Origin of the sequence: Shewanella sp., from assembly GCF_051658185.1 — a bacterium.
Classification (GTDB): domain Bacteria; phylum Pseudomonadota; class Gammaproteobacteria; order Enterobacterales; family Shewanellaceae; genus Shewanella.
The window spans coordinates 1-3,420 of the sequence record NZ_JBOFMC010000073.1; the positions used below are offsets into that span (position 1 = coordinate 1).

The window sequence follows — 3,420 nt, forward strand, 5'->3', positions numbered from 1 at the left end:
GGCCGAGTGGCCGAAGGCGCTCCCCTGCTAAGGGAGTATGGGCTTTATCTCCCATCGAGGGTTCGAATCCCTCCTTCTCCGCCATTTCTTGTTGCTAGACATTGATAGAAAACAGTGCGCATGTAGCTCAGCTGGATAGAGTACCTGGCTACGAACCAGGCGGTCGGAGGTTCGACTCCTTCCATGCGCACCATCTCTGCATTAGTTATTGTTAACTCATCAGGTTTGTATTTCAGTTTGAAATTTTGTAATGTTCCTTCTCGCAAGTAGTTAAAATGCGCGTGTAGCTCAGCTGGATAGAGTACCTGGCTACGAACCAGGCGGTCGGAGGTTCGACTCCTTCCACGCGCACCACATTAAGTAAGCTTGCTTACATACGCAGATTTTGCGGAGAGGTGGCCGAGTGGCCGAAGGCGCTCCCCTGCTAAGGGAGTATGGGCTTTATCTCCCATCGAGGGTTCGAATCCCTCCTTCTCCGCCATTCTATTCCTTTGCGGCATAGAAAATGATTTGCGAGACATAAAGGTCTATCCTAGACTGATGTCTATCGTTAACCTAGTCGCACGTTATTAGTGTTAATAGGTAACTTGTTTTAGCGTAACAGTTTTGCGCATGTAGCTCAGCTGGATAGAGTACCTGGCTACGAACCAGGCGGTCGGAGGTTCGACTCCTTCCATGCGCACCATAAAGATAAGCCCCACAACTGGATTGTGGGGCTTTTTTTTTGCTTCCATTCTGGCACTTGATAAGTGGCATTTGCCATGGATGACCTTCATTCCTCCAACAGTTCAAGCCTAATAATGCACTAATATGATGCACTAAAAGGGTTGTTTTCTTTCCCGCAATGCAGTGCACAGACAGGATAACGGTGTGCTTTAACGGTGATATGCGGCTTAAGATTCTTTGGCCCTACAGCGCTTTTTAGGGCGCGATGAGGTCATTATTGAGCCCTCTTTGATGTTTACCCAGTCGTAATAAATTACCGTGCAAAGCACAAAGCACAAAGCACAAAGCACAAAGCACAAAGCACAAAGCACAAAGCACAAAGCACTTAGCTTGGTATTGGTTATCTCGCCAATGTTTGTCATGGCAACCTAGTGGTTAAGGGCGAGATATAAGGAATTTCGAGCAATAAAAAAGGGCTGTGTGATAACAGCCCTTGAAGGAGTAGAAGAGGTATTACGAAGCTTAGGCTTCTAATTTCGCAAACTCTGCTTTTTGTTCGTTTAGTTTTTCCATATCGCGGCTGAGATCGGCCATCTTGGCCCGTTCTTTATCGATAACGGCTGGCGGCGCTTTGGCGACAAAGCCTTCGTTCGATAATTTGCCCTCGATACGGGCAATTTCTTGCACGATTTTTTCGAGCTGTTTATCGATACGCGCCATTTCAGCAGCCACATCGACCAGACCTGCCATTGGAATTAATAATTCCATCTCACCAATCAGACCTGTGGTTGACATCGGTGCTGTTTCACCTTCAGCCAGAATGGTCATACTTTCTAAGCGTGCCAGAGTGGTGAAGAAGGCTTGGTTAGCTTCAATGCGGGCTTTATCTTGAGCACTGACGCCACGCAGTAAAGCATTTAATGGCTTAGAAGGCGCAATATTAAGCTCTGCTCGAATGTTACGCACCGCCACAATCACTTGCTTAACCCACTCGAGGTCGGCCATTGCGGTCGCATCCACTTTAGCTGCATCAAATGCAGGGAAAGGCGCCAGCATAATGGTGTCGCCTTGGGCGCCAGTCAGCGGTTTAACGCGTTGCCAGATGGTTTCAGTGATGTATGGCATCATTGGGTGCATCAGACGTTGCATCGCTTCTAACACATTGACCAAGGTATGGCGAGTACCACGCATTTGCGCTTCGGTGCCGTTTTGCAGGACAGGCTTAGTTAACTCTAAATACCAATCGCAGAACTGGTTCCAAGTGAACTCGTACAGCGTGTTAGCGGCAAGATCGAAACGGTAGCTTGCCATGTGCTCATCGTAAGTTTTCACGGTTTGGTTGAATAAACCGATGATCCAGCGATCTGCCAGTGACAGCTCCACCTCACCGCCTTGGTAGTCCGGAGAGTTCGGGCCGCAATCTTGGCCTTCGGTATTCATCAACACGTAGCGTGACGCGTTCCATAGCTTGTTACAGAAGCTGCGGTAACCGTCTAAACGTTTCATATCCCAGTTGATATCACGGCCCGTTGATGCCATTGCCGCTAGGGTAAAGCGCAGGGCATCAGTACCGTGGGCTTCGATACCATTTTCGAATTCTTTACGGGTGCTCTTTTCGATCTTGGCGGCCAATTGTGGCTGCATCATGTTGCCGGTACGTTTTTCAACGAGGGTTTCAAGATCGATACCGTCGATCATATCTAATGGGTCAAGCACATTGCCCTTAGATTTTGACATCTTGTTACCCGCTTCATCGCGGATAAGACCCGTCACGTAGACGGTTTTGAATGGGACTTGGGGTTTACCATCTTCATCTTTGATGAAGTGCATAGTCATCATGATCATACGGGCAACCCAGAAGAAGATGATGTCAAAACCCGTCACCAATACGTCGGTTGGGTGGAAGGTTTTTAAATCTTCAACATTGTCAGGCCAGCCTAAGGTAGAGAATGTCCACAGCGCTGAGCTGAACCAAGTATCCAATACATCTTCATCTTGGCGTAGGGCGATTGCATCATCGATATTGTGCTTAGCACGCACTTCTGCTTCGGTGCGGCCGACATAAACCTTGCCATTGGCATCGTACCAAGCGGGGATGCGGTGCCCCCACCATAATTGGCGAGAGATACACCAATCTTGAATGTCGCGCATCCAAGAGAAGTACATGTTTTCGTATTGCTGTGGCACGAACTTGATATCGCCATTTTCAACAGCTTCGATAGCCGTCTTGGCCATAGGCGCAACCGCTACGTACCATTGGTCGGTCAGCATTGGCTCGATAACCACACCAGAGCGGTCACCATAGGGCACTTTTAAGCCGTGCGGCGCGATTTTCTCGAGCAGGCCTAAGGTTTCAAATTCGGCAACGATGGCATCACGGGCTTTGAAACGATCTAAACCTGCATAGCGCTCGGGTAGGCTGTTATCTAAGGTGGTGTTGATGGTGCCATCGGTGTTCACCACTTCTGCAGATGAGCGAATGGCTGCATCTAAGGTCAACACGTTGAACATGGGCAGTTGGTGGCGCTTACCGACTTCGTAGTCGTTAAAGTCATGGGCAGGAGTGATTTTCACGCAGCCGGTACCAAAGGCCATATCCACGTAATCATCGGCAACGATAGGGATACGACGGTTGACAATTGGTAGCAGAATATATTTGCCAATCAATGCTTGATAACGTTCATCGTCAGGGTGAACCGCGACTGCGCTATCACCCAGCATGGTTTCCGGACGAGTGGTGGCTACTTCTAAGTA

General features: G+C 48.8%; 1 protein-coding gene and 4 tRNA genes. 4 read left to right on the top strand and 1 reads right to left on the bottom strand.

All coding sequences use genetic code 11. The features are described from left to right. The first annotated feature begins 116 nt into the window (after nt 1-116). The 4 genes from ACRCZA_RS03320 to ACRCZA_RS03335 all read left to right on the top strand — a co-directional run bounded on the left by ACRCZA_RS03320 (nt 117) and on the right by ACRCZA_RS03335 (nt 685). A tRNA-Arg gene (locus ACRCZA_RS03320) sits at nt 117-193 on the top strand. An 84-nt stretch (nt 194-277) separates the two neighbouring features. Further along, a tRNA-Arg gene (locus ACRCZA_RS03325) sits at nt 278-354 on the top strand. A 35-nt stretch (nt 355-389) separates the two neighbouring features. Beyond that, a tRNA-Ser gene (locus ACRCZA_RS03330) sits at nt 390-481 on the top strand. A gap of 127 nt (nt 482-608) precedes the next feature. Further along, nucleotides 609-685: transfer RNA gene (locus ACRCZA_RS03335), tRNA-Arg, on the top strand. A 503-nt stretch (nt 686-1,188) separates the two neighbouring features. Here ACRCZA_RS03335 and ACRCZA_RS03340 read toward each other — a convergent pair. Next, nucleotides 1,189-3,420 (bottom strand): valine--tRNA ligase (locus tag ACRCZA_RS03340; protein ID WP_438673067.1); only part of this gene is annotated, 2,232 nt, incomplete at its 5' end.